Source organism: Pseudonocardia hydrocarbonoxydans (assembly GCF_006539565.1).
Classification (GTDB): Bacteria; Actinomycetota; Actinomycetes; order Mycobacteriales; family Pseudonocardiaceae; genus Pseudonocardia; species Pseudonocardia hydrocarbonoxydans.
In genome coordinates this window covers 26,381-50,485 of sequence record NZ_BJNG01000044.1, presented here as the reverse complement: position 1 = coordinate 50,485, position 24,105 = coordinate 26,381, and the positions used below count along the sequence as shown (strand labels likewise).

Here is a 24,105-nt window from a genome sequence, read left to right as displayed (position 1 = left end):
CGCCCGCCGCGAGCGGCGGCCCAGGGGCGAGTTGATCTCTGGCCACGGTTCTGGCCACGAACTGCCGTCGACCGGTGCCACTGCCGCCCGATCCGGTGCCCGCAGTGCCGGTGGAATCCCCGGTCTCCGGGCGTGTGGGCGTCAACATTCGAACTACGGATCAGAAGGTTAGGGGTTCGAATCCCTTCGGGCGCACCACGCACACACTAGGCCTGACCAGCACGAACGGTCAGGGCTAGATCTTTTCCTGGGTCTGTTGGTTGATCTCTGACCACGAGCGTCGTCGAGCAGCCCCATGATCACGTGCAGGTCGTGCGTCCACCGGCAACGACATGCCGTCGCTTCTACTGCCGGACGATCTGGACGGTGGCGGCGATCGGTCCACGCCGGTCAGGTGCCGACCGTGCTCCACGGGTCGTACTCAGGATCGGCGAGCAGGGTGTGCAGCCGACGGCGACGAAAGGCGATGTTGCCGCCGCTGAACAACGGGTAGGCGAGGGCGTCCTGGATCAGTCCCGCGAGTGGCAGGTGGTGCCCGTAGGCCTCCACCCCGACCACACGCATGAGATCGACGAGGCACTGGACCGCCGACTCCGATCCGAACACCTTGGCGTGCACCGACAGTTCCTCCGCCCCGGGCGAGCCGTCGTCGATGGCGGCGCAGGCCCGGTAGGTGAGGCTGCGGACGGCCTCGATGCGGGTCTTCACGTCGGCCAGGAGGAATCCGACGCCCTGGTGCCCGATGACCGGGACCCGGCCACCGCGGCGATCGCTGCGGGCGAAGCGGAGCGCGGCGTCGAAGGCGACCCGCAGGACACCGGTCGCGCACGCGCCGATCAGGGCGCCTCCGAACGAGGCGTGGACGATGCCCAGGCCGTCCCCGACCCGACCGAGGAGGTTCGCGGCCGGCGTCCGTACGTCGACGAGGGACAACCGGGGGAGCAGGTGCGCGCGATGACCGAGCGGGTCGATGAGGGCATCGATCCGCAACCCGTCGATCGGGCCGGGTACCAGGACCACGGCCAGCGACGAGCGCGGATCGGGGTCGTCGTTCGCGCGACACACGATCGACATCAGGTCGGGCCCGGTGCCGTTCCACCCGGTGGCATGTGACACCCAGTGCTTGCGCCCGTTGACGACCCAGTCCTCGCCGTCCCGGCGAGCGATCGTCTGCAGCCCGACGTCCTCGCCGGTCGCGGGGTCGACCTCGTCGAGGTTGGCCGTCCCACCGGGCTCGCTCAGGGCCAGCGAGGCGAGGGGCGCGCCGGACGTCGCGAGGAAGGGCGGCAGGAACCGCTCTCGCTGGTCCGCACTGCCCGCACGCAGCAGGGGTGTGAGCCCCAGCCCGGTGGAGAACAGGTGGAGGGCGACGCTCGGACTGCCCGCGACCAGTTCCTCGGCCAGGACCGCGGTCGTCGAGGCTCCGGTGCCGTCCCCGCCGAGCGCGCGCGGGACGAGACGGCGGAGGAAGCCGGCCGCGACCATCTGTTCGTAGAACGGCCGCGTCGCGCGGTACCGCTCGGTCGGTGTGGGCAGCGGATCGGTCGCCTCGTGCACCTGCGCGAGGACGTCCCGGGCGAACTCGCGGGCGGTGGCGCGCAGCGCCTTCTGCTCGGCGAGCAGCGCGGTGTCGCCGGACATGCCGATCAGTGCCCCGCGCTCTGGCCGCCGTCGACGTGCAGCGTCTCACCGGTGACGAAGGCCGCGGTCTCGAGGTAGAGCACCCCGTGGACGATCTCCTCGATCTCACCCATCCGCCCCATCGGGTGCAGGCCGGCGTACGCGCCGTGGGCCTCCACGGGGTGCATCGGGGTCTTGATGATGCCCGGCGACACGGCATTGACCCGGATCCCGGAAGCGGCGAGCTCGATGGCGAGCGATCGCGTCGCGGCGTCCAGGCCACCCTTGGTCAGCGACGCGAGGACCGACGGCACCGCTCTCAGCGCGTGATCGACCAGGGAGGTCGTGACCGTCACGACGTGTCCCGAGCCGCGCTCGACCATCGCCGCCACCGCCCGCTGGGTGATGCGGAAGAACCCGGCGAGGTTGAGTCCGACGGTCGAGGTGAAGTCCTCGTCGGAGTAGGCGGTGAACGGCTTGGCGATGAAGACGCCGGCGTTGTTGACCAGCGTGTCCACCCGGCCGAAGCGCTCCAGGGCCGCGTCGACGACGCGGCCGGCGGTCTCGGGCTCGGCGAGGTCGCCGGCGACCGTGAGCACCAGCGGGTCGTCCGGTGCCGTGATCGAACGGGATGTCGCGACGACGGCGTACCCGTGTGTGCGGTAGCCCTCCACGACGCCGGCCCCGATACCGCGAGACGCGCCGGTGACGATCGCGACCTTCTGCTCGGTCGAGGTCATGCCTGCCTCCTTGTCCACAATGGACTCTCGGGTTGTGGTGATCTCTCCCTGTCCGGGGAAGTGATCGATCAGCCGCTCATCGCGTCGGATGCTGCCGACGGACGGGACGCCGAGCGGTCGCGACGACCTGACCGGCGGATCTCGGTGGCGGTCAGGCCGAACTCCGCCTTGAGCGCGCGGCTCAGATGTCCCGCGTCGGTCATGCCCCACCGTGACGCGATGGCGGCGACGGTGCGTCCCCGCAACGACTCGTCGGCGAGATCGCGGCAGATCCGCTCCAGCCGCTGCGTCCTGATCCAGGCGGACAGCGTGATTCCCCGCGGTTCGAGGACCTTGTGCAGGTAGCGCACCGACACGGCGTGCAGCCGAGCGACCGACTCGACGGTGAGGCCGGGATCGGACAGGCGCGCGAGGCAGTGTGCGAGTACGCGGTCGGCGAGATCGTCACCCGCTCCCCGCGACGGGATGTCGACCAGCTCGGCGATCGCCAGGGAGACGATCGCGTCCGCGAGGTACTCCTTGCTGCAGCTGGCGTCGCCCGCGGTGCAGTCGTCGATCTTCGCCGCAAGGGTGGCGAACAGCGTCGCCACGACGTCCCGGGGTCCCCTGTCGGTGGCGACCGCGACGGCTGTACGACCCCGGAGGGTGTCGGCGTGCGAGCCCAGCGCTGCCAGGGGCAGCGTCACGGCGACCATCTCGTAGGGCTCCCAGAACGCGACTTCGTACGGCCGGGAGGTGACGTAGTTGACCAGACTGCCCGGCTCGACCATGCACTGACGTCCGTCCTGCTCCACGACGGCGCGTCCGCTCCGCGGTAGTGCGACGACCAGCAGCGCGGGATCCTCGGGTCCGATCAGGTCGACCCCCCGGGTGACGACGCACGGGCTGCCGCTCATCACCGAGACCCGGACGTCACCGGCGATGGCGCTCCGCACCGCGCTGTGGAACGCGCGGTCGGCCAGCGGGCGGACCCGGACCGGGGCCGACGCCTCCGCCAGGAGCGTCGCGAACCGTTCCCCGTCGCCCGTCTCGGCCGACGCGACGAGGCGTTGCGTCGGTGCCACCGACACCAGGGGACGATGTGGGCCCATCGGCCACCTCCCTGATCCCCGGGCCTCATCGGCCCATGGCCGAGGACTGTAGGTGGTCGCGACCACCCGGGGACGCCACTTCCGGTACCGACGAACGCCGCTTTGTGCATCACGCGTGGACGCGTCGCCGACACGTCGACGGTTCGGACCACTCCGCATCCACAGGTCGGCGAGCGCTTGACCCCGACCCGGAACTGCTCGCACCCTTACTCCTCCTGGAGGTGCGGCATGACGGTGTGGGACGTGGCGGCCCGCCCGGCCCGGGAGCAGTTCGGGTTCTGGCGCGAGGTCATCTGCGAGGCGTTCGTCCCGCTGACACCTTCCCGGAGCCGGCCCGGTGACGGCTTCTCCAGTCGCGTCGAGACCCGCCCGCTCGCCCGGACGGTCCGGGCCCGCATCGATTCCCAACCGCAGCGGACGACGCACGGCCCCGCCGAGGTGGCCCGTACCGACGGCGAGTACGTGTTCGTCAATCTGCAGACCGCCGGGACCTGCGCCGTGGAGCAGGGTGGGCGAGGGTCGCTGGTCCGGCCCGGTCAGTTCACCGTGGTCGACACCGCCGATCCGTACCGGTTCGACTTCGACCGGCCATGGGCGATGGTCTCCTACCGGATCCCGCACGATCTCCTCGGCGGACGTCTGGACTCCGTGCGGCGGCAGACCGCCGGCTGCTGGGATGCGCGTGGGGCAGGTGCTGTCGTGTCGGCGGTGATGTCGGCGATGTGGGACCTCGACGCGACGATCGGCCCGGCGGCTCTGGATGTCGAGCAGTCGCTGGCCGCTGCCCTCTGCGCCGCTGCTGCCGAGCGCACCCCGCCTCCCGGGGACCACCACGCGGTGGTGCGGGCCGAGATCCTGCGCCGGATCGACACGTGGCTGTCCGACAGCACGATGAGTGTCACGAGCGCCAGCCGGATGCTGGGTGTCTCGCCGCGGACGCTGCACGCGGCGGTCAGCGCCGGCGGCGAGTCCTTCGCCGCGCTGCTGCGACGTCGCAGGCTGGAGCGCGCCGCGGCCGTGCTCGCCGGCGACCGCGGACCGTCGACGATCACCGAGATCGCGGCGTCGGTCGGGTTCGACGGGCCGGCGTCGTTCAGCCGGGCGTTCCGTCGCGAGTTCGGACGGACACCGAGCGAGGTCCGTGCCGCCCGGCGGATCCCTGCACGTCGTGCACAGGATCCCGGCACGAACTGAACAGACGTCCGCGGCGTCCCCGGGGATCCTGGCCGTGACAGGTCAGGACCACAGACGGAGGCTCCCGTGGCGGTGTCGTTCTCGCTCTCCCCCGAACAGGAGCAGCTCAAGAAGGTGGCGCGCCAGTTCGCCGAGGCGCACCTGCGCGACCTCGCCGAGGCCGTCCGGGCCGAGCCGGATCCGGCCCGCCGGGCCGAGTTGGCCCGGCCCGCGTTCCGGACCGCCGTCGAGGCCGGCTTCCTCAAGGGGCTGATCCCGGTCCCGTTCGGCGGCGCCGCGGGCAGCGGGGTCGACGCAGCGATCCTGATCGAGGAGTGGGCGTCGCACAGCCCGGATTTCGTGATCTCCATGGCCGGCCCGCTGATCGCGCTGGTGCCGGTCTACCAGGTCGGCACGCCGGAGCAGATCCGGCGCTTCGTCGCTCCGTTCCTCGCCGACACCGGCACCCCGGTCGCTGCGATGGCGTACTCCGAGCCCGGTGGCAGCGCCAACTTCGACGCACCGACGCCCGCCGAGGGCACCCGCACCACCGCGGAGCAGGACGGCGACCACTACGTCATCAACGGCCGGAAGGCGTGGGCCTCGCACCTGCCCGGGTGGGACGGTGACGGCCCGGACATCATGACCGTCGTCTGCCGAGCTCCCGGTGGGGTGTCGCTGATCGTCGCCGAGCGCGAGCACCTCGCCGGCCACATCGACGTCGAGCACCTCTACGACCTGCCCGGCCTGCGTGGCTGCCTGACCGCCCGGATCCGGCTGCGCGACGTGCGGGTCCCGAGAGCGAATCTCCTCGGCGCCGAGGGGCAGGGCGTCGAACTTACGCGTAACGCGTTCGTCGGCAGTGGCGCCTCGATCGGCACCTTCTCCGTGGCGGCCATGCGCCAGGCCTTCGACGTCGCCTACCGGTTCGCGACGACCGAGCATCGCGGTGGCGCCGTCCCCATTATCGAACATCAGGCCGTGTCCGATGTCCTCGCCGACGCCAAGGCGCGGATCGAGGCCGCGCGGCTGGTGGCGTGGCGTGGCCTCGATGCGGCGCTGTCGGGCGACCCCCACGGGCTCGAATGGGCCCTGCACGCCAAGATCTTCGGATCCGAGACCGCGGTCGCCGTGATCAACGACCTGATCCGCGTCGTCGGTGTCTCCGCCTACGACACCGACTTCCCGCTGATGCGCTACCTCGACGAGGCACTGGCCTACCCCGTGATCGAAGGGTCGAACATCGGCGTGCGGCGTCGGCAGGTCCAGACACTCTTCACCGCCGCGGGATACGACCCGCTCGCGGCGTCGGGTATGGCATGAGCCGTTGACGTGACTCGTTCGGGGGCATCGCCGACGACCGGCTGCCGGACCGGGCGTTCCCGCCGCCCTCAGCCCACGCCGGCGGGAGCCGGGTCCTCCACCCGTACCTCCAGCTCCCCGTGGGTGACGTGCACCCGGACGTGGCGGCCGGGCGTCAGGTCGCCGGCGAGCAGGAGAGTGGACAGGCGGTTGTCCACCTCGCGCTGGATGGTGCGCCGCAGTGGCCGGGCACCGAACTCGGGCTGGTAGCCCAGCTCGGCGATCCGCTCCACCGCCGCCCTCGTGAACTCGACGGTGACGCCCTGGGCCTCGAGGCGGCGGCGGGTCTCGTCCAGCAGGAGCTCGGTGATCGTCGTGAGCTGCGCGGTGTCGAGCCGGCGGAAGACGATGATCTCGTCGACGCGGTTGAGGAACTCCGGCCGGAACGTCTCGCGCAGCCGCGGCATGATCGCGTCCCGCATCGAGGCGTCGGTGTCGCGGCCCCGCGTGCTGCCGAAGCCCAGGGTGGCGCCCTGGTTCGTGACCAGCTCCGATCCCACGTTCGAGGTCATGATCACCACGGTGTTGCGGAAGTCGACCGTGCGCCCCTGCCCGTCGGTCAGCCGGCCGTCGTCGAGCACCTGCAGCAGGATGTTGAAGACGTCCGGGTGGGCCTTCTCGATCTCGTCGAGCAGCAGCACCGAGTACGGGCGCCGCCGCACGGTCTCGGTGAGCTGGCCCGACTCGCCGTAACCGACGTAGCCGGGGGGCGCCCCGACCATCCGCGCCACGGTGTGCCGCTCGCTGTACTCGCTCATGTCGAGGCGGACCATCCGGTCCTCCTCGCCGAACAGCGCGACGGCCAGCGCGCGCGCCAGCTCGGTCTTGCCGACGCCCGTGGGCCCGAGGAACAGGAAGCTGCCGACGGGGCGGTTCTCGTCGCCGAGCCCGGCCCGCGAACGCCGGATGGCCTCCGCGACCGCGTGCACCGCCTCGTCCTGCCCGACGACGCGGGCGTGCAGCTCGTCCTCCAGCCGCAGCAGCCGCTCGCGCTCGTCCTCGGTGAGCTGGGCGATCGGGATTCCGGTGGAGCGCGACACGACGTCGGCGATGTCGGTGACGTCGACCTCCGGCACGCCTCCCGCCGGCCCGTCCTGCGCGGTGAGCCGGCCGCGCACCTCGTTGATCTGGTCGCGCAGCTGGGTCGCGAGCTCGTACTGCTCGTCGGCGACCGCCTGGTCCTTGTCCCGTTCGAGCTGCTCCAGGCGCTGCTCCAGCCCGCGCCGGTCGCTCGACGGGGTGCGCGTGCGCAACCGCACCCGGGCGCCGGCCTGGTCCATGAGGTCGATGGCCTTGTCCGGGAGGAACCGGTCGGTGACGTAGCGGTCCGACAGCTCGGCGTGGGTGCGGATCTCCTCGATCAGCGTGCGCAGCCGCTCCTCGAAGTCGCCGCGGTAGCGGGTGCCCGCCACGACACCCGAGAGCTGCAGCTCCACGACGCGGCGCCCGGCGAGGGTGTCGGGCACGTCGCCGTCGACGATGCGCTGGGCGATGCCCTCCACCACGGCGGTCTTGCCGACACCGGCCTCACCGATCAGCACCGGGTTGTTCTTGGTGCGTCGCGACAGGACCTCGATGGTCTGCTCGATCTCGTCGGCGCGCCCGATGACGGGGTCGAGGCGACCGGCGCGGGCCGCCGGGGTGAGGTCCTGGCCGAACTGGTCCAGCATGGGGGTCGTGGACGACCCGCCCTGCTGCTCGGGGGGAGCCGACGGGTTCCCGCCCGGCCGGCCCTGGCCGTATCCCGGCGGGAACGGGCCGCCGGGGGAGAAGCGGGCCTGGTTCAGCAGCCGGCCCGCCGCGGACTCGTCGTTGGCGGCGATCGCCAGCAGGATGTGCTCCGGCCCCATGTAGGTCGACCCGAGTGACCGGGCCACCTGGTGGGCGTCGAGCAGCGCCCGCTTCGCGGCGGGGGTCAGGCTCGGGGGCCCGTTGCCGGGCGGGCCGTGGCCCAGGTGCTCGTCCAGGAGCCGTCCGACGGCGTCGGGGTCCACGCCGGAGCGGCCGAGCCACTCGCGGGCGGGCTCGAGCCGGGTGGCCGCGAGCAGCAGGTGCAGCGAGTCCAGGTCGGTGTCGCCCCGCTCGGTCGCCTGCTGCGAGGCGGCGGACACGAGCTCCCTGGCCTTGGCGCTCATCAGCCGGGTCAGGTCGAACCGGCGCGCGGGCCCGCGGGGGCCGGCCGGTCCGGATCCGAGGAAGCGGGAGAGGGACTCGTCGGACGCGTCGGGATCGTCCGGGCCGGTGAAGCCGGTCATCGGCTCGACCTCTCGTGCAGAACGGGAACGTCCGTGGTCCGGGTCGTCGACGGCGGGCGGGCGGGTGCGCTCGTCGGCGGTGGTGCGGGCGTCGCGAGACAGGCCCACATCAGGGCGTGCTCGAGGCCGGCGGCGTAGTCCCGGCCGGGTGACGGCGGCCCGTACGCGAGCTCCTGGGCCGCCGCCAGCTCGCGGACCACCGCGGTGGCCGTGACGGGGGCGCCACCCGCGGCGCCGGTCAACGGACCGGGGCCGCGCTCGACGAGCCACCGGAGCGCGTCCCGTGCGCCCTCGCGGAACCCGTTGCCGCCCGAGGCGGGCCCGGATGTCAGAGCGGCCAACAGCTCGTTCCGCGCACCCCTGTCCCGCAGCCGCGCCGCCCGTGTCGCGTCCGGTCGCCCGGGTCGTCGGCCGGGCCGCTCCGGCCCGGTCATGCGGCGTCCGGGCGGACGGGATCGTGCTGCCCGATCGGCGTCCGGAGGACGTGATCGACCAGCGCGGCGACGAGCCCGGCGCTGCCGAACCGGAATCCGAACTCCTCCCAGGTCCGGAGCTCCCGTTCCAGCAGCTCGCCGACCGGTCCCGGGTAGATGCGGGTCACCCGGTGGGCGGCGCTGCGCAGCCGCGCCCTGGACTCCTGGTCGAGCGGGTGCGCGCTCATGACTTCCTCCACACGGGTTGACTCGCCCGGCGCAGCGTGCGCCGTCGCCGGCTCCGACACCTGCTCCCGTGGGGAGACGGGCTCCGGAGTGGTCCGGGCACGGATCACGAGCTCTCGGGCGGGGAGCGCGCCGTACCCGGCCGCGCGTTCCCGAACGCCGTGGCGCGCGGCGTTGCGGGCCGGTTCGCCGGGGTCCCCGGTCGCCGTCGCCGCGCCCTCCACGAGGACGACCGCGTGCGGCGGTGGTCGTCGACGCCGTCATGGCCACGTCGGGCCCGGCAACCGACATGTCCCGCTCCTCAGGTTCGTCGATCGCTGGGTCGCGATCTCGGCAGAGGTCAGGATCGGGCGCTGCGCACCGACGACGCGTCCGCCCGTCAGGCCCGATCCCGCGGGTCCCGGTGGGCCTGGCGGGCCGGGGCCCGGTGCGGCGGACGCCGTCATCCCCCGCGTACCCGCCCCGGATGCGGGGCGTCCCGCCTGCGAGGAGGAGTGTCCGGACGACGCCGACGCCGACGCGGAGGCTCGCGTACGGCGACGGTCGGTCGTGTGGTGCACGTCCGGCACGGGGCATGTGTGACGTTCGGGCGGTTGCGGGGGTCGTTGGTCCTCTGCCCTCGTGATCGGTCCGCCGCGGACCATCAGGACCGCGACGACGGTCCCGCCGGGCCCGCCACCGAACGCCACCGGAGAGACCGATGTCCACAGGACTGGGCCCAGCGCCGGTCGCTGCTGTCAACGAACGAGTCGCCGAGCCGAATGAGGCTCGGCGGGTACTCCTTCTCTCCACGGTCGCCTTCACCCTCATGTTCGCGGCGTGGCTCATGTTCGGTGTGCTGGGAATTCCGATCCAGCAGGAGTTCGGGCTCACCGACGTGCAACTGTCCTGGCTGTCCGCGGTGGCGATCCTCAACGGCTCGCTGTGGCGACTGCCGGCCGGGATCGCGGCCGACCGTCTCGGCGGTCGGGTCGTGTTCACCGCGATGCTCGTGACGACGGCGGTCTTCGCACTTCTCGTCTCCCTGGCCGGGAGCTACGGGATGCTGCTCCTGCTCGCGTTCCTCGTCGGGTTCGCCGGCAACAGCTTCTCGGCCGGGATCGCCTGGAACTCCGCCTGGTATCCCCGGGAGCGACAGGGGTTCGCCCTCGGCGTCTTCGGCGCGGGCAACGTCGGGGCGTCGGTCACCAAGTTCATCGGTCCCGCGCTGATCGCCGCGACGGCCGGCAGCACCTACTTCGGGGTCGTCCAGGGCGGCTGGCGGGTGGTGCCGGTGCTCTACGCGCTACTCCTGCTCGTGGTGGCGGTGCTGCTGTGGACGCTGACCCCGCGCCGGGACCGCACGCCGGGCCGCGGCCGGACCCTGCGCCAGGAGCTCTTCCCGCTGCGTCGGCAGAGGGTGTGGCGGTTCAGCCTCTACTACGTGGCGGTGTTCGGCGCCTACGTCGCGCTGGCGGCGTGGCTGCCCAAGTACTACACCGCGAATTTCGGCCTCTCGCTCGGCGTCGCCGCGCTGCTGACCGCCCTGTTCATCTTCCCCGCGAGCCTGCTGCGCCCGCTGGGCGGCTGGTTCTCCGACCGGTTCGGCGCCCGCCGCGTCATGTACTGGACCTTCGGCGTCATGCTCGTGACGACGTTCCTGCTGAGCATGCCGAACGGCCACATCGTCGTGCAGCCGGGCGGCCGCGTGGTCCTGCCGTACGAGATCGGTGTCGTGCCGTTCACGGCGCTGGTGTTCCTGCTCGGCTGCGCGATGGGCATCGGCAAGGCGGCGGTCTACAAGCACATCCCCGAGTACTTCCCCGACGACGTCGGCGCGGTCGGCGGTCTGGTCGGCATGCTCGGCGGGCTCGGCGGGTTCTTCCTCCCGCCGCTGTTCGCCTACGCGACCGGTTGGACGGGCCTGCCCTCGGCCACGTTCTTCGTCCTGTTCCTGCTCACGGCCGTCTGCGCGGTCTGGATGCACCGCACGGTCGTCCGGATGCTCCAGACGCAGGCGCCGGAGCTGGCCGACCACTTCGAGACCCCGCGAGCCCAGGAGGCATCCGCCCGATGAGTACCGACCCCACGACCCGGACCCGGTCCGGCGGCGGCGAGTGGCTGCAGGCCTGGGACCCCGAGGACGAGCGGACCTGGGACCGCGCGCTGGCCTGGCGGACCCTGTCGATCACGACCTTCACCCTCACGCTCGCGTTCGCGTCCTGGTTCATCGCCAGCGCGCTCGCGCCGAAGCTCACCAACCTCGGCTTCGACCTCACCACGAACCAGCTCTACTGGCTGGTCGCGGTGCCCGGGTTGTCGGCCGGCATCCTGCGGCTGGTCTGGATGGTGCTGCCCCCGGTGCTGGGCACCCGCAAGCTCGTCACCCTGACGACACTGCTCCTGCTGGTGCCCCTGGTCGGCTGGGCCATCGCGGTGCAGAACCCGGACACCTCCTACGCCTGGCTGCTGGCGCTCGCGTTCATGTCCGGCATCGGCGGTGGGGCCTTCTCCGGGTTCATGCCCAGCACGTCCTACTTCTTCCCGCGGCGCCTGCAGGGCACCGCGCTGGGCCTGCAGGCCGGGATCGGCAACTTCGGCGTGTCGCTGGTGCAGTTCGTGACCCCGTGGGTCGTCGGGTTCTCGATGGTCGGCTTCCTCGGTGCCTCGCAGACCGAGACCTTCCCCGGCCGGCCACCCGCGGACGTCTGGTACCAGAACGCCGCCTGGATCTACGTGCCGTTCGTGCTGATCGGCGCGGTCCTGGCCTGGACGATGCTCAAGAGCGTCCCCGTGAAGACCAGCGTCCGCCAGCAGTTCGACATCTTCCGCAACCAGGACACGTGGTGGATGACGCTGCTCTACATCATGACCTTCGGGACGTTCGCCGGCCTGTCCGGCCAGTTCGGGCTGCTGATCAAGAACCTGTACGGCGGCGGGAACCCCGAGATCGCCACCCGGCTGGCGGACGGCACGACACAGGTCCTCGTCGCGGGCTACGCCATTCCCGACCCGGTCGCCTTCGCGTTCCTCGGTCCACTCGTCGGTGCGGCCGCGCGCGTGCTGTTCAGCCCGCTCACCGACCGGTTCGGCGGGGCGAGGTGGACCCTGCTCAGCGGCGTCGGGATCCTGGCCTCGGTGATCTGGACCAGCACCACCCTCTCGCCGGACGTCACGAACGGCGCGGCCGCGCTGCAGTCCGAGTTCACCGGCTTCGTGCTGGGCATGCTGGCGATCTTCCTGTTCGCCGGGATCGGCAACGCCTCCACGTTCAAGCAGATGCCCATGATCTTCGAGCGTCGCCAGGCAGGCGGAGTGATCGGGTGGACGGCCGCGATCGCCGCGTTCGGCCCGTTCTTCTTCGGCGTCGGCCTGACGCTCATGGAGCCCGAGACCTTCTACTACATCGGCGCGGCGTTCGCGATGATGTGCATCGCGGTGACCTGGGTCCGCTACGCGCGGCCCGGAGCGCCCAGGCCATCATGACCCGGTCCGCGCTGCGGCCCGAGGACCGATACCGCGGCCCCCGGGACTTCCGGCCCTGCATGCCGCACCGGAGCCCGGCCACGCTGGTGGCGTGTATCACGACACCAGCTCCGACGAGCCCGGCACACCCGGGTTCCGGTCGCTCGACCGTCTCGCGTGCCTGCGCATGCTGCACGGGCGCGTGGTCGGACGCGTCGTCTACACCGACCGCGCACTGCCCTCCGCGCAGCCCGTGAACTACGTCCTCGACGGCGACGAGGTGCTGTTCCGCACCGCGAGTACCGGCAAGATCGCCGCTGCCACCTGCGGTGCCGTGGTCGCCTTCCAAGTCGACGACATCGACCCGGTGACGCGGACCGGGTGGAGCGTGCTGGGCGTCGGCGAGGCCTACGAGGTGGTCGACCCGCGGCGGCTCGCCGAGGTGGCCGCCCTGGGCCTGGACAGCTGGGCACCCCTGGCCGCGGACCACGTGGTCTGCATCCCCCTGCAGGTCCTCACCGGCCGCGAACTGGTCCGCACCCCGGCGGCATCGGTCTAGCCGATGGTCGAGGCGTAGGGGGGCGGTGCGTCGACGGCCGTCGCGGCGGCGGTGGCGTTCACCCTGCTCGGGGTCTCCTTCCCGGTGGCGCCGCGGAAGTTCCGGGCGCCCGGTGTGACCCTCGTGCTCGGCCTGGCATCGGCCGCGTCGTGTTCCGCGCGCTCCACCGCGTCGAGCCGGAGCCCGGCGAGCACCACCGTGCCCGACACCCGTCCGGCGACGGCGCCGAAGATCTCGGCGGGGCCCGGCCGGCGCCGCGGCGTCACCCGCCGGACGCGACGCGGCCCGTCGGCGCCGGGCCCCGCAGGTTCGCTACGGTGAGCAGCACGGTGGCGTCCTCGATCGCCTGCAGCCGGTGACGGGCCTGCGGGACGACGATCAGGTCGCCCCTGCGCCCCTCCCACTCGGTGTCGCCCGCGACCAGGCGCACCCGGCCGTGCAGCACCTGCACGGTGGCCTCGTCCAGGTTGTCGTGCTCGGCGAGTTCCTGTCCGGCGCACAGGGCGACGAGGGTCTGGCGCAGCACGGTGTCGTGTCCGCCGACCGCGGTGCGGGCGGCCCGGCCCGCGGGCGCCCGCACCGCGGCCTCCAACAGCTCCCGGGCGAGCGCGTCCAGTGACAGCTTCCGTCCCATCGGCGTACTCACCGGCCCCGGCGGGCCGACGAGCCGCCCGGTGCCGTCCCGACCCGCTCCCAGCCGCGGCGTGGCGCCCGGCTGGCCGGGCCGCCGGTGCGGGACCGGTAGACGATGTAGGGGCGGAACAGGTAGCCGACCGGCGCGGTGAAGGCGTGCACCAGCCGGGTGAACGGCCAGATCGCGAACAGCGTCAATCCGATGAGGGTGTGCAGCTGGAAGGCGAGCCCGGAGCGGGCCATGGCCTCGATGTCGGGCTGCAGCACGAAGAGCGAGCGGAACCAGGGTGACACGGTGAGCCGGTAGTTGTGCTCCTCCCCGCCCGACGCGCCGAGCAGGGTGGTGGCGAGCCCGGCGACGATGGCCGCGATGAGCACGGCGTACATCAGCTTGTCGTTCCTGGTGGTCGCCGAGAACACCGGGCCGGTGGTGCGCCTGCGGTAGACCAGGATGCCGACCCCGACCAGCGTGCAGAACCCGGCGATCGCCCCGAGGACGAGCGCCTGGAGGTGGTAGGCGTCCTGGGAGAGCCCCGCGGCGTCGGTCCAGCTCTTCGGGATCAGCAGGCCGATGACGTGTCCGACGATCACCACGAGCAGGCCGAAGTGGAACAGCGGGCTGCCGATCCGCAGCAGCCGGGACTCGTGGAGCTCCGAGCTGCGTGTGGTCCAGCCGAACTTGTCGTAGCGGTAGCGCCAGACCGTACCGCCCACGAGGATCGCGATGGTGACGTAGGGCAGCACGCCCCACAGCAGGACGTCGAGGATGCTCATCGGGGCGCTCCGGTGGGGGTGCGGGCGGTCGGGAAGGGCAGCAGGTCGAGGCCGACCTGCTCGCGGGGCGGGCCGTTGCGGGCCAGCGCCTTGGCCGCGGCGACGTCGGCGGGGGAGGGACCGGGCAGCAGCGCGCACACCGCCTCGACGGCCGCGGCGTACGGGGTGTCCGCGTCGAGCAGGGCCAGGCGCAGCAGCTCGATCCCGGCGCGGTGCTCCTGCAGCAGCGCGAGCCCGTCGGCGAGGTCCGCGGTGGCCGCGTACTCCAGCACGGCGGGCAGGAAGTCGGGCAGCTCGGGGCTGTCCCACCCCATCCCGGCCGCCCGGTAGCGGGCCTTGAGCGCGGCGAGCGCGGCCCCGCGGCGGCGGGTCTCCCCGTCGGTCCACCAGGTCAGGTACAGGCAGCACCGCCGCCGGGTGTCGAAGACGCTCACGTAGTGCCGGCAGAGCTCGCCGGGCGCGACCGCCTGCGCGTGGTCGAGGAACGCCGCGAGTCGCTCGCGCGGCACCCCGGGCGGTAGCGAGTCGACGGCGCGGCGGACCAGCGGCAGCGTCGCGAGGACGCCGTCGTCGGGGTACTGCAGGCACACCGACGCCGCCTGCAGCACCGTGGCCTGGGTGCGTGCGTCGGGGATCATCGCCGGTCCTCCGAGGTCGGCGCGCCGACCGCGCTCTCGGGGCCGCCGCCGCCCGCGGTCAGGTTCCCCGGCGCCGGCGGGGTCTCCCGCGGCGGAGGGAACATCCCCGGTGGGCGGCCCTTGCCGTCCCAGTTGAGCAGGTTGACCCGCGCCCCGCGCTCCCCGGGATCGGCGAGGGAGTCGCTGGTCTGGCGGGTCCGCAGGGCGTGGAAGGTCTCGACCGACACCGGTGTGGCCCGCCCGGACGCCTCACCGAACGGCCCGCTCGCCGCCACCATCCCCGGCCCGCCGTCGACGTCGAGGCTGCAACCGATCTCCTCGAGGTGGTGGGCCTGGGCCTCGTAGGCGGTGGGGATGACGTAGCGCTCCTCGTACTTCGCGATCGCGAGCAGCCGGTACATCTCCAGGATCTCCGCGCCGGTCATGCCCACGGCGGCCGCGGCGGACTCGTCGCGGGGCCGGTCCAGGGTGACGTCGCGCATGTAGGAACGCATCGCCGCGAGCTTCTGCAGCACCCCGCGCACCGGCTCGGGGTCGCCCGCGGTGAACAGCTCGGCCAGGTACTCCACCGGGATGCGCAGGGCGTCGATCGCCCCGAACAGGTTGCCGGCGTCCTCGCCGTCGTGCCCGGTCTCGGTGAGCCGGTCGACCACCGGGGACAGCGGGGGGATGTACCAGACCATCGGCATCGTGCGGAACTCCGGGTGCAGCGGCAGCGCCACCCGGTAGGTCTTGGCCAGCTTGTACACCGGGGAGCGCCGCGCCGCCTCCAGCCAGTCCTCGGCGATGCCCTCGCGGCGCGCGGCCGCGATCACCGCGGGGTCGTGCGGGTCGAGCAGCAGGTCGAGCTGCGCTGCGTACAGGTCGTGCTCGTCGGCCACCGACGCCGCCTCGGTGACCCGGTCGGCGTCGTAGAGGAACAGCCCGATGTAGCGCAGCCGCCCCACGCAGGTCTCGCTGCACACGGTGGGCAACCCGACCTCGACGCGCGGGTAGCAGAACGTGCACTTCTCGGCCTTGCCGGTGCGGTGGTTGAAGTAGACCTTCTTGTACGGGCAGCCGGTGACGCACATCCGCCAGCCGCGGCACTGGTCCTGGTCGACCAGCACGATGCCGTCCTCGGCGCGCTTGTACATCGCCCCCGACGGGCACGACGCCACGCAGGACGGGTTAAGGCAGTGCTCGCAGATCCGGGGCAGGTAGAACATGAAGGCCCGCTCGAAGTCGAACCTGACCTTGTCCTCCGACTCCCGCCGGACCCGTTCCACGATCGGGTCGCGCGGGCCGATCTCGGGGCCGCCGCCGAGGTCGTCGTCCCAGTTCGCGCTCCACTCCACGGCCATCGACTGCCCGGAGATCAGCGACGTGGGCTGCGCGACCGGGAAGTCGTCGCCCAGCGGGGCGTCGGTGAGCGTCTCGTAGTCGTAGGTCCACGGCTCGTAGTAGTCGCGGATGTTGGGCAGCACCGGGTTGGCGAAGATCGTCAGCAGCTTGCGCCAGCGGCCGCCCGCCTTGAGCGCGAGGCGGCCGCGCCGGTTGCGCACCCAGCCGCCCTTCCACTGCTCCTGGTCCTGGTAGCGCCGCGGGTAGCCCTGCCCGGGCCGGGTCTCCACGTTGTTGAACCACACGTACTCGACGCCGCTGCGGTTGGTCCACGCCTGCTTGCAGGTGACCGAGCAGGTGTGGCACCCGATGCACTTGTCGAGGTTCATCACCATGCCCATCTGGGCCATGACCTTCATCGTCAGTACTCCACCTTCTGCGAGCGGCGGCGACGCACCACGGTCACCTCGTCGCGCTGGTTCCCGGTCGGGCCGAGGTAGTTGAAGGCGAAGGACAGCTGGGCGTAGCCGCCGACGAGGTGCGTGGGCTTCACCAGGATCCGGGTCGCCGAGTTGTGGATCCCGCCGCGGCGGCCGGTCGTCTCCGAGCGCGGCACGTTCACCACCCGCTCCTGGGCGTGGTAGACGAACACCGCGCCGGGCCGCATCCGGTGGGTCACGATCGCCCGGATGACGAGCACGCCGTTGCGGTTGACCAGCTCGACCCAGTCGTTGTCGCGCACGCCGATCGAGGCGGCGTCCTCCTGGCTCATCCAGACCACCGGCCCGCCGCGCGAGAGCGAGAGCATGAACAGGTTGTCCTGGTACTCCGAGTGGATCGACCACTTCGAGTGCGGGGTCAGGTAGCGCACCGCCACCGACGCGCCGTCCGCGGCGACCTCTCCGGGCTCGGGCTCGCCGAAGAGCCGGTGCATGTTCAGCGGGGCCCGGTAGACCGGGAGCGTCTCGCCGAACTCGTGCATCCAGTCGTGGTCGAGCAGGAAGTGCATCCGCCCGGTGAGGGTGTGCCAGGGCTTGGACCGCTCGACGTTGACGGTGAACGGGGCGTAGCGCCGCCCGCCGGTCTCGCTGCCCGACCACTCCGGGCTCGTGATCACCGGCACCGGCCGCGCCTGGGTGTCGGCGAACGAGATGCGCTTCTCCTCGCTGCCCTCCGCCAGGTCGGCCAGAGGGGTGCCCGTGCGGAGCTCCAGCTCGCGGAACCCCTGCACGGCCAGCCGGCCGTTGGTGGTCGCGGACAGCGCGAGGATCGCCTCGGCCATCTTCGCGTCGGTGTCGAGCGCCGGGCGCCCGTCCCCGGCGCCGCCGAGCATCACCCCGTTCTTCGCGGCCAGGTGGGCGACCTCCTCGTCCGGGTGGTAGGTCACCGCCTTCGTCGTCATGCCGAGCCGGTCGACCAGGGGCCCGAGGCTCGCCATCTTCTCGGCGACGGCCGCGTAGTCCCGTTCGACGACGACGAAGTTCGGCATGGTCCGGCCCGGCACCGGCTCGCACTCGCCGGCCCGCCAGTCGAGCACGCGGCCGCCGGGCTGGGCGGTCTCGCCCGGGGTGTCGTGCTGCAGCGGGACGGCGACGACGTCGTGCCGGACGCCCAGGTGGGTGCGGGCGAGCTCGCTGAAGCGGCGGCCGATCGCGTGGAAGGCGTCGAAGTCGGTGCGCGTCTCGAACGGCGGGTCGATCGCCGGGGTGAAGGCGTGCACGAAGGGGTGCATGTCGGTGGTGTTGAGGTCGTGCTTCTCGTACCAGGTGGCGGCGGGCAGTACGACGTCGGCGAGCAGGGTGGAGCTCGTCATCCGGAAGTCCAGCGCCAGCAGCAGATCGAGCTTGCCCTCCGGCGGCTCCTCCTCGCGCCAGGTCACGTCGCGGGGCCGGGCGTCCGGCGGGGTCTGCTCGGCCATCAGGTTGTTGTGGGTGCCGAGCAGGTGCTTGAGGAAGTACTCGTCGCCCTTGGCCGAGGAGCCGAGCAGGTTCGCCCGCCACAGCGTCAGGCAGCGCGGCCAGTTCTCCGGGGCGTCCGGGTCGTCGATGGCGAAGCGCAGCTCCCCGTCGCGCAGCTTCCCCGCGACGTACGCGGCGACGTCGCCGCCCGCGGCCAGCGCCTCGTCCGCGACGTCGAGCGGGTTGCGGTCGAACTGCGGGTAGGACGGCATCCAGCCCAGCCGCGCCGAGAGCGCGATCGTGTCGATCGTGTGCATCCCGGCGAGCCGACCTTCGGCGAGCGGAGAGGCCAGCGCGTCGGCGCGGTAGCCGTCGTAGCGCCACTGGTCGGTGTGGGTGTACCAGTAGGCCGTGCCGATCATCTGGCGCGGCGGGCGCTGCCAGTCGGTCGCCATCGCCATCGTGGCCCAGCCGGTGACCGGGCGGCACTTCTCCTGGCCGACGTAGTGCGCCCAGCCGCCGCCGTTGCGCCCCATCGACCCGGTGAGCAGCAGCAGCGACAGGATCGCCCGGTAGGTGGCGTCGCCGTGGAACCACTGGCAGATCCCCGCCCCCATGATGATCATGGTCTTGCCGCCGGACTCCTCGGAGTTGCGGGCCATCTCCCGCGCCACCCGCGTGACCTGCCCGGCCGGCACCGAGGTGATCGCCTCCTGCCAGGCCGGGGTGTAGGGCTCGGCGGCGTCGTCGTAGCCGGTGGGCCAGGTGCCGGGCAGGCCGTCGCGGTGCACCCCGTACTGGGCGAGCATCAGGTCGAACACGGTGGTCACGAGCTTGCCGGCGACCCGGCGGACCGGCACCCCGCGGCGCAGCACGCCCCCCGTGCCGTCGACGGCGTCGAAGCGGGGGAGCAGTACCTCGGCGGTCTCCCCGCCGAGCAGGCTCAGCTGCGGCGCGACGCCGTCCAGGTCGAGGTTCCAGCGCCCGGTCCCGGAGGGGGTGTACCGGAACCCCAGCGACCCGTTCGGCACGACCGGCTCGCCGGTGCGCCCGTCGACGAGCACGGTCTTCCACTGCGCGCCCTCGCCGTCGTCGCCCAGGTCGGCGGCGGTGAGGAACTTGCCCGGAACGTGGGCGCCGTCCCGCTCCTGGAGCGTCACCAGGAACGGCAGGTCGGTGTGGCGCTGCACGTAGTCGACGAAGAACGGCACCCGCCGGTCGACGAAGAACTCCTTCAGCATCACGTGCCCCATGGCCATCGCCATGGCGCCGTCGGTGCCCGGCTGCGCGGGCAGCCACGTGTCGGCGAACGTGGTGTTGTCGGCGTAGTCGGGGGAGACCACCACGACCTTCTGGCCCTTGTAGCGGGCCTCGGCCATCCAGTGCGCGTCGGGGGTGCGGGTGACCGGCACGTTCGAGCCCCACATGAGCAGGTAGGAGGCGTTCCACCAGTCCCCGGACTCCGGGACGTCGGTCTGGTCGCCGAAGACCTGCGGGGACGCCACCGGCAGGTCGGCGTACCAGTCGTAGAACGAGGTCATGGCGCCCCCGACCAGCTCGATGAACCGCGAGCCGGCCGCGTGGCTGACCATCGACATCGCCGGGATGGGGGAGAAGCCCGCGATCCGGTCGGGCCCGTGCACCTTGGCCGTGTGCACGTGCGCGGCGGCGACCATCTCCACCGCCTCGTCCCACGACACCCGCACGTGCCCGCCCTTGCCCCGGGCCCGCTGGTAGCTGCGGCGCTTCTCCGGGTCGGACACCACCTCGGCCCAGGCGAGCACCGGGTCGCCCAGGCGGGCCCTCGCCGCGCGGTAGTTGTCGACGAGCACACCGCGGGCGTAGGGGTAGCGGATCCGGGTCGGGGAGTAGGTGTACCAGGAGAACGCCGCCCCCCGCGGGCAGCCGCGCGGCTCGTACTCCGGGGAGTCCGGGCCCACCGACGGGTAGTCGGTCTGCTGGGACTCCCAGGTGATGATCCCGTCCTTGACGTAGACCTTCCACGAGCACGACCCGGTGCAGTTCACCCCGTGCGTGGAGCGCACCACCTTGTCGTGGCTCCAGCGGTCCCGGTAGAACACGTCACCGTCGCGCCCGCCCTCCTTGAACACCGCCCGCAGGTCCGGCGAGGTCTCCCTTCGGGTGAAGAACCGGCCCGTACGCAACAGCGCATCGGCCGCCGGCCCGTCCGTCCCTGTCGACCCTCGCCCGGCGTCGATCGCCATCCATGTCCCCCTCGTGGTGTCCCCCGGACATTCTCATGACCGGCTGCGGGCCACGGAGGGGGCGAAGGTCCCGGACGCGGGGTCGGAGGTCCCGCGTGCTTCGGTGACGTACGGACGCTGCGGTCAGGTCGCACAGGCGGCTGATGCGGACGCGCGGCGAACTCCAGGGCACCGGGGGGCGAGGACGCCTGCATCGAGCAGGCCATCCTGGCCGGCGCCGGCCGGTCAGAGGGCCTCGGCGCCGTATGTCATCCAGTGTCCTGAGCTGCGTCGACGACCGGCGTCGCCCTGCCCGTCGACGGCGGGATCACCGGCCCGTTCACGATCGCCACCCGGTGGGCTGAGGGACCGCGGCGCGGGTGTACCGCCCGGGACGCCGTCCATGATGGTGTCCCCACACCCGCTACCCCCGCGCCGCGGGGACGGAGGACCCCGAATGACCGCCTACTGGGTCAACACGTTCACCGCGATCCACGACGAGGAGCGCCTCGCCCGCTACGTCGAGCTGGCGGGCCCGGCCATGCGTGCCGCGGGCGGTGAGTTCCTGGCCCGCGGCAACCCCGTCCACGTGCTGGAGGGCAACGCCGGCCTGCGCACCACCGTCATCCGCTTCGCCGACGCCGACGCCGCGCTGGCGGCCTACCGCAGCCCGGCCTACCAGCACGCGCTCGCCGTGCTCGGCGACGCCGCGGAGCGCGACATCCGGGTCCTGGCTGCGGTCGAGGGCTGAACCCGGTACGACTGCGTCGGAGACGATGTCGAGAACGCCGCGGCGGCTCCGTCCCAGGGTCGGAGGCGGCCACCGGGGCCGCACCGACGAAGGAGCCGACATGGCCAAGTACCTGCTGCTCAAGCACTACCGCGGAGCCCCCGAGGCCGTCAACGACGTGCCGATGGAGCGCTGGACCCCCCAGGAGATCCAGGACCACGTCCGCTACATGTCCGACTTCGCGACCCGGCTGGAGGGCACCGGCGAGTACGTCGACGGACAGGCGCTCTCCCCCGAGGGCACGTTCGTCCGCTACGACGGGGAGGGGCGCCCGCCCGTCACCGACGGGCCGTTCGCGGAGACCAAGGACCTGATCGCCGGCTGGATGGTGATCGACGTCGACACCTACGAGCGGGCGTTGGAGCTCGCCGGGGAGCTGTCGGCGGCCCCCGGTGCGGGCGGGAAGCCGATCCACGAGTGGCTCGAGCTGCGCCCGTTCCTGGGCACGCCGCCCACGGTCACCGAGTAGTGGAGGCGCTGCTGCGGGAGCTCACGCCCGCGGTCACCGGGGTCCTCGTCCGTCGCGGGGTCGACTTCGCGGCGGCCGAGGACGCCGTGCAGGAGGCGCTCGTGGCGGCCGCGACGACCTGGCCGGATCGGCCGCCGGACGACCCGAAGGGCTGGCTGGTCACGGTGGCGTGGCGCAGGGCCGTCGACGCCCACCGCTCGGAGGTCTCGCGCCGCGAGCGGGAGGAGCGGGTCGACGCCGAGCCGCCGCCCGGCCCGGCCGCGGCCGTCGACGACACGCTGGCGATGTTCTTCCTGTGCGCCCACCCGTCGCTGAGCCCGTCGTCGGCGGTGGCGCTGACGCTGCGCGCCGTCGGCGGCCTGACGACCCGGCAGATCGCGTCGGCCTACCTCGTGCCGGAGGCGACGATGGCGCAGCGGATCAGCCGGGCCAAGCGCACCGTCCGCGACGTGCGGTTCGACCGCCCCGGCGACGCGGCCACCGTGCGCCGCGTGCTGTACCTGGTGTTCAACGAGGGCTACACCGGCGACGTCGACCTGGCCGCCGAGGCCATCCGGCTCACCCGCGAGCTGGCGTCGCGGACCGACGACCCGGAGACCGCGGGGCTGCTGGCGCTGATGCTGCTGCACCACGCGCGGCGCGCGGCGCGGACCCGCCCCGACGGGACCCTCGTCCCCCTGCCCGAGCAGGACCGCTCCCGGTGGGACACCGCGCTGATCGCCGAGGGCGTCGTCGTCCTGCAGGCGGCGCTGGCCCGCGACCGGCTCGGGGAGTTCCAGGCCCAGGCCGCCATCGCGGCCCTGCACGCCGACGCGCAGCGCGCCGAGGAGACCGACTGGCCGCAGATCGTCGGCTGGTACGACGAGCTGGTCCGGCTCACCGGCAGCCCGGTCGCGGCGCTCAACCGGGCCGTCGCGGTCGGGGAGGCCGACGGTGCCGCGGCCGGTCTCGCGGCCCTGTCGCAGGTGGACCCGGGCGTGCCGCGCTACACGGCGGCGTCGGCCCACCTGCACGAGAAGGCGGGCGACCGGGCGACCGCGGCCCGCCTCTACGCCGACGCCGCCCGGCTCGCCCCGAACCTCGCCGAGCGCCACCACCTCGCCCGCCGGGCCGCGCGGATCGGCGGACGCGGGTAGCCGACCCGCCACATGGCGGGTGTCACACCGGAGGCTGCGCCTGCTCGTCGGTGTGGCGGCGGGGCCGGACACGCGACGATGCGGGGACACGACGACCAACGGAGGTCAGCATGGGTTCTGCCATCGACGGAAGCGCCATCGACAAGGTCCTGGGCGACGCGGTCGCCGCGGGCGCGGTGCCGCACGTCGCCGCCATCGCCGCCGACCGCGACGGGATCATCTACGAGGGCGGGGCCGGGGTGCGGGTCGCCGGGGAGAGCGACGACCCGGTGACGACCTCGACCCAGTTCCGGATCATGTCGATGACCAAGATGGTGTGCACGGCCGCGGCCCTGCAGCAGAAGGAACGCGGCGAGCTCGACTTCGACGCCCCCGTCGAGGAGTACTGCCCGGACTTCGCGCAGGTCAAGGTCCTCGACGGCTGGGACGGCGACAAGCCCCGCCTGCGCGAGCCCGCGTCGAAGGCCACGGTGCACCAGCTCGTCACCCACACCTCGGGCCTGGGCTACTGGTTCTGGAACGAGGAGCTCGTCCGCTACGAGGCCGCCACCGGCGTGCCGAACGTCGTCCCGGGCAAGAAGGAGGCCTTCGGGGCGCCGCTGCTGCACGACCCGGGCACCACCTACAACTACGGCATCAACACCGACTGGCTGGGCCGGGTCGTCGAGGCCGTCGCCGGGAAGACCCTCGACGTCGTGGTCAAGGAGGGCATCACCGGCCCGCTCGGGATGGACGACACGATGTTCCGCCTCGACTCCGGGCGCACCGCCAACGCGGTGACGGTGCACGTCAAGGGCGAGGACGGGAACTGGACCTCGGCCGGGGAGATCCTCAACCAGGAGCCCGACTGGTGGGCGGGCGGCCACGGCCTCTACTCGACCCCGCGCGACTACATCCGCTTCGAGCGGGCGCTGCTGCGCGGCGGCGAGCTGGACGGGCAGCGCATTCTCCACCAGGACACCGTGGACGCGGCGTTCAGCAACCAGATCGGCGACCTCGACTTCCCGACCGAGATCGTCACGGCCGACCCGCCGATCACCGACACGCTGCACGCCGGCCCGGGCTGGAAGTGGGGCTACGGCCTCATGATCAACACCCAGGACATCCCCGGCCGCCGCAGGGCGGGCAGCGGGGCCTGGGCCGGGCTGTTCAACACGCACTTCTTCGTCGACCGCTCGACCGGGATCTGCGCGTCGATCTACACGAACTCGCTGCCGTTCATCACCGAGCACGAGGCGTGGAAGCTGTACGGGGACTTCGAGACCGCGCTCTACGCGTCGCTGTAGACCCCCGCCCGCCGTGGCACCACCGGGTGCCACGGCGGGCGCTCCATCGCA

The 24,105-nt window shown here is 72.5% G+C and carries 20 protein-coding genes; 9 read left to right on the top strand and 11 right to left on the bottom strand.

The window, feature by feature from the left end; genetic code table 11:
* Window positions 1-390: 390 nt before the first annotated feature.
* The 3 genes from PHY01_RS23335 to PHY01_RS23325 all read right to left on the bottom strand — a co-directional run bounded on the left by PHY01_RS23335 (window position 391) and on the right by PHY01_RS23325 (window position 3,430).
* On the bottom strand, window positions 391-1,641 hold the full coding sequence (locus PHY01_RS23335; protein ID WP_141281925.1) for an acyl-CoA dehydrogenase family protein: 1,251 nt from the start codon (window positions 1,639-1,641) through the stop codon (window positions 391-393).
* A gap of 5 nt (window positions 1,642-1,646) precedes the next feature.
* Window positions 1,647-2,360, bottom strand: a complete 714-nt coding sequence (locus PHY01_RS23330) for an SDR family NAD(P)-dependent oxidoreductase (RefSeq protein ID WP_141281923.1) — start codon at window positions 2,358-2,360, stop codon at window positions 1,647-1,649.
* Between the two features lie 68 nt (window positions 2,361-2,428).
* The gene (locus tag PHY01_RS23325) at window positions 2,429-3,430 is read right to left on the bottom strand and encodes an AraC-like ligand-binding domain-containing protein (protein ID WP_170183948.1); all 1,002 of its coding nucleotides are present in this window, start codon (window positions 3,428-3,430) and stop codon (window positions 2,429-2,431) included.
* 249 nt (window positions 3,431-3,679) lie between these two features.
* Here PHY01_RS23325 and PHY01_RS23320 point away from each other — a divergent pair, with 249 nt between their 5' ends.
* Together PHY01_RS23320 and PHY01_RS23315 are read left to right on the top strand one after the other, a co-directional pair.
* Complete coding sequence (locus PHY01_RS23320; protein ID WP_141281919.1) at window positions 3,680-4,645, top strand: AraC family transcriptional regulator; 966 nt, start codon at window positions 3,680-3,682, stop codon at window positions 4,643-4,645.
* A 66-nt stretch (window positions 4,646-4,711) separates the two neighbouring features.
* Window positions 4,712-5,947, top strand: coding sequence for an acyl-CoA dehydrogenase family protein (locus PHY01_RS23315; RefSeq protein ID WP_141281918.1), 1,236 nt, complete (start codon window positions 4,712-4,714; stop codon window positions 5,945-5,947).
* Between the two features lie 68 nt (window positions 5,948-6,015).
* On the opposite strand, the gene PHY01_RS23310 is transcribed toward PHY01_RS23315, so the two are convergent.
* Both PHY01_RS23310 and PHY01_RS23305 read right to left on the bottom strand, forming a co-directional pair.
* A complete protein-coding gene (locus tag PHY01_RS23310) occupies window positions 6,016-8,241 on the bottom strand; it encodes an ATP-dependent Clp protease ATP-binding subunit (RefSeq protein WP_141281916.1) in 2,226 nt (741 codons plus the stop codon).
* Window positions 8,242-8,671: 430 nt separating this feature from the next.
* Complete coding sequence (locus PHY01_RS23305; protein WP_141281914.1) at window positions 8,672-8,902, bottom strand: hypothetical protein; 231 nt, start codon at window positions 8,900-8,902, stop codon at window positions 8,672-8,674.
* A gap of 698 nt (window positions 8,903-9,600) precedes the next feature.
* Here PHY01_RS23305 and PHY01_RS23300 point away from each other — a divergent pair.
* The 3 genes from PHY01_RS23300 (at window position 9,601) to PHY01_RS23290 (ending at window position 12,903) form a co-directional block, all read left to right on the top strand.
* On the top strand, window positions 9,601-10,956 hold the full coding sequence (locus tag PHY01_RS23300) for an MFS transporter (protein WP_141281912.1): 1,356 nt from the start codon (window positions 9,601-9,603) through the stop codon (window positions 10,954-10,956).
* Entirely contained in the window at window positions 10,953-12,365 is a 1,413-nt protein-coding gene (locus tag PHY01_RS23295) for an MFS transporter (protein WP_141281910.1), read from the top strand. Before PHY01_RS23300 ends, PHY01_RS23295 begins: the two co-directional genes overlap by 4 nt.
* A 91-nt stretch (window positions 12,366-12,456) precedes the next feature.
* Window positions 12,457-12,903 (top strand): pyridoxamine 5'-phosphate oxidase family protein, encoded by a 447-nt coding sequence (locus PHY01_RS23290; RefSeq protein WP_218030300.1) that lies wholly within the window; start codon window positions 12,457-12,459, stop codon window positions 12,901-12,903.
* Here PHY01_RS23290 and PHY01_RS26715 read toward each other — a convergent pair.
* From PHY01_RS26715 to PHY01_RS23265, 6 genes are read right to left on the bottom strand one after another with little or no spacing between them, the layout of a single operon-like run.
* On the bottom strand, window positions 12,900-13,169 hold the full coding sequence (locus tag PHY01_RS26715) for a hypothetical protein (RefSeq protein WP_170183946.1): 270 nt from the start codon (window positions 13,167-13,169) through the stop codon (window positions 12,900-12,902). The genes PHY01_RS23290 and PHY01_RS26715 overlap by 4 nt on opposite strands.
* Window positions 13,166-13,537, bottom strand: coding sequence for a cupin domain-containing protein (locus tag PHY01_RS23285; protein ID WP_141281908.1), 372 nt, complete (start codon window positions 13,535-13,537; stop codon window positions 13,166-13,168). The genes PHY01_RS26715 and PHY01_RS23285 overlap by 4 nt, the downstream gene beginning before the upstream one ends.
* A gap of 8 nt (window positions 13,538-13,545) precedes the next feature.
* The gene (gene narI, locus PHY01_RS23280) at window positions 13,546-14,310 is read right to left on the bottom strand and encodes a respiratory nitrate reductase subunit gamma (RefSeq protein ID WP_141281907.1); all 765 of its coding nucleotides are present in this window, start codon (window positions 14,308-14,310) and stop codon (window positions 13,546-13,548) included.
* The gene (gene narJ, locus PHY01_RS23275) at window positions 14,307-14,948 is read right to left on the bottom strand and encodes a nitrate reductase molybdenum cofactor assembly chaperone (RefSeq protein WP_141281905.1); all 642 of its coding nucleotides are present in this window, start codon (window positions 14,946-14,948) and stop codon (window positions 14,307-14,309) included. Before narJ ends, narI begins: the two co-directional genes overlap by 4 nt.
* Entirely contained in the window at window positions 14,945-16,690 is a 1,746-nt protein-coding gene (gene narH, locus PHY01_RS23270) for a nitrate reductase subunit beta (protein ID WP_141281903.1), read from the bottom strand. The genes narJ and narH overlap by 4 nt, the downstream gene beginning before the upstream one ends.
* Before the next feature lie 2 nt (window positions 16,691-16,692).
* Complete coding sequence (locus PHY01_RS23265; RefSeq protein ID WP_141281901.1) at window positions 16,693-20,394, bottom strand: nitrate reductase subunit alpha; 3,702 nt, start codon at window positions 20,392-20,394, stop codon at window positions 16,693-16,695.
* A gap of 436 nt (window positions 20,395-20,830) precedes the next feature.
* On the opposite strand from PHY01_RS23265, the gene PHY01_RS23260 reads away from it, so the two are divergent.
* From PHY01_RS23260 to PHY01_RS23245, 4 genes are all read left to right on the top strand, one after another.
* Window positions 20,831-21,124, top strand: a complete 294-nt coding sequence (locus tag PHY01_RS23260) for a DUF1330 domain-containing protein (RefSeq protein ID WP_141281899.1) — start codon at window positions 20,831-20,833, stop codon at window positions 21,122-21,124.
* Between the two features lie 100 nt (window positions 21,125-21,224).
* Window positions 21,225-21,632, top strand: coding sequence for a YciI family protein (locus PHY01_RS23255; RefSeq protein WP_141281897.1), 408 nt, complete (start codon window positions 21,225-21,227; stop codon window positions 21,630-21,632).
* Entirely contained in the window at window positions 21,632-22,768 is a 1,137-nt protein-coding gene (locus PHY01_RS23250) for an RNA polymerase sigma factor (RefSeq protein ID WP_246086102.1), read from the top strand. Before PHY01_RS23255 ends, PHY01_RS23250 begins: the two co-directional genes overlap by 1 nt.
* Before the next feature lie 110 nt (window positions 22,769-22,878).
* Window positions 22,879-24,054: a serine hydrolase domain-containing protein gene (locus tag PHY01_RS23245; RefSeq protein ID WP_141281893.1), complete on the top strand. Its 1,176-nt coding sequence runs from the start codon at window positions 22,879-22,881 to the stop codon at window positions 24,052-24,054.
* Window positions 24,055-24,105: the final 51 nt, after the last annotated feature.

What these genes read in the sequence shown, in the direction of transcription:
- PHY01_RS23305 (WP_141281914.1), bottom strand. Translation starts at nt 8,902, where the DNA reads ATGAGCGCGCACCCGCTCGACCAGGAGTCCAGGGCGCGGCTGCGCAGC.
- PHY01_RS23310 (WP_141281916.1), bottom strand. Translation starts at nt 8,241, where the DNA reads ATGACCGGCTTCACCGGCCCGGACGATCCCGACGCGTCCGACGAGTCC.
- PHY01_RS23300 (WP_141281912.1), top strand. Translation starts at nt 9,601, where the DNA reads ATGTCCACAGGACTGGGCCCAGCGCCGGTCGCTGCTGTCAACGAACGA.
- PHY01_RS23265 (WP_141281901.1), bottom strand. Translation starts at nt 20,394, where the DNA reads ATGGCGATCGACGCCGGGCGAGGGTCGACAGGGACGGACGGGCCGGCG.
- PHY01_RS23245 (WP_141281893.1), top strand. Translation starts at nt 22,879, where the DNA reads ATGGGTTCTGCCATCGACGGAAGCGCCATCGACAAGGTCCTGGGCGAC.
- narH (WP_141281903.1), bottom strand. Translation starts at nt 16,690, where the DNA reads ATGAAGGTCATGGCCCAGATGGGCATGGTGATGAACCTCGACAAGTGC.
- PHY01_RS23335 (WP_141281925.1), bottom strand. Translation starts at nt 1,641, where the DNA reads ATGTCCGGCGACACCGCGCTGCTCGCCGAGCAGAAGGCGCTGCGCGCC.
- PHY01_RS23285 (WP_141281908.1), bottom strand. Translation starts at nt 13,537, where the DNA reads ATGGGACGGAAGCTGTCACTGGACGCGCTCGCCCGGGAGCTGTTGGAG.
- PHY01_RS23330 (WP_141281923.1), bottom strand. Translation starts at nt 2,360, where the DNA reads ATGACCTCGACCGAGCAGAAGGTCGCGATCGTCACCGGCGCGTCTCGC.
- PHY01_RS23295 (WP_141281910.1), top strand. Translation starts at nt 10,953, where the DNA reads ATGAGTACCGACCCCACGACCCGGACCCGGTCCGGCGGCGGCGAGTGG.
- PHY01_RS23320 (WP_141281919.1), top strand. Translation starts at nt 3,680, where the DNA reads ATGACGGTGTGGGACGTGGCGGCCCGCCCGGCCCGGGAGCAGTTCGGG.
- narI (WP_141281907.1), bottom strand. Translation starts at nt 14,310, where the DNA reads ATGAGCATCCTCGACGTCCTGCTGTGGGGCGTGCTGCCCTACGTCACC.
- narJ (WP_141281905.1), bottom strand. Translation starts at nt 14,948, where the DNA reads ATGATCCCCGACGCACGCACCCAGGCCACGGTGCTGCAGGCGGCGTCG.
- PHY01_RS23255 (WP_141281897.1), top strand. Translation starts at nt 21,225, where the DNA reads ATGGCCAAGTACCTGCTGCTCAAGCACTACCGCGGAGCCCCCGAGGCC.
- PHY01_RS23260 (WP_141281899.1), top strand. Translation starts at nt 20,831, where the DNA reads ATGACCGCCTACTGGGTCAACACGTTCACCGCGATCCACGACGAGGAG.